This is a genomic window from Pseudomonas sp. B414, from assembly GCF_055408445.1.
Genome location: NZ_JBUZTQ010000086.1, coordinates 1 through 637 on the forward strand (window position 1 = coordinate 1; position 637 = coordinate 637).

1 pseudogene is annotated in these 637 nt (G+C 56.5%); it reads right to left on the bottom strand.

Annotated features, from left to right (window positions below):
- Positions 1–154 precede the first annotated feature (154 nt).
- A pseudogene (locus ACZRMH_RS25800) lies at positions 155–637 on the bottom strand (lipase family protein); the annotation flags it as partial.

Below are 637 nucleotides of genomic sequence, written 5' to 3' on the forward strand. Positions count from 1 at the left end.
ACCGGGGTCAGGGTTATCGGTGACCGCCCACTGCTCAGCCTGCCAGTAACACACGCTGGTTAGAAGGCCGAGGTAGCCCGCATGCGGGCCTGGGCCAACAACGATGTGTTGGCCACCGGCTATTAATCTATACAAACTCACGTAACTAGCGATGTCAGGAGTACGAATCAATATCGAACGGTACCGCCGCACCCGGCTCGCGCCCTTCCAGAATGGCGGCTATGACCTCGTCATCGCGAAACACTGGCGGTGGGGCCATTGCCAGTTGTTCTTTTACAGTGTTTTCGGGGTGGGCTTTCCAACGCGGTAGATTCTCTGTCAAAAATTCCGGGTGGGTTGCGGCCTGGCCGTAAACCTCGCTCTCGCTGGCTTTCTTGCCATGCAAGGCTACCAGGCGATCATGCGTTATTTGCATCTTGCCGATTTCAGCTCTGAGTGCTGCGTATTCTTTCTCATGGGCATGTAAGTAGGCATCGGGACGTGCTTCGCGAGAGACTCTTTCCAGTTGCCGCTTCATGCTCTGAAGAGCGCTATCAACCCAATCGAACTCACGTGTGGTCACCAGTTCGCGGCCCAGCTCCAGCGACTCTTGCCAGCGGCGTAGTGTGGCCCAGCTATTTGGAACGTATCCCCCGAC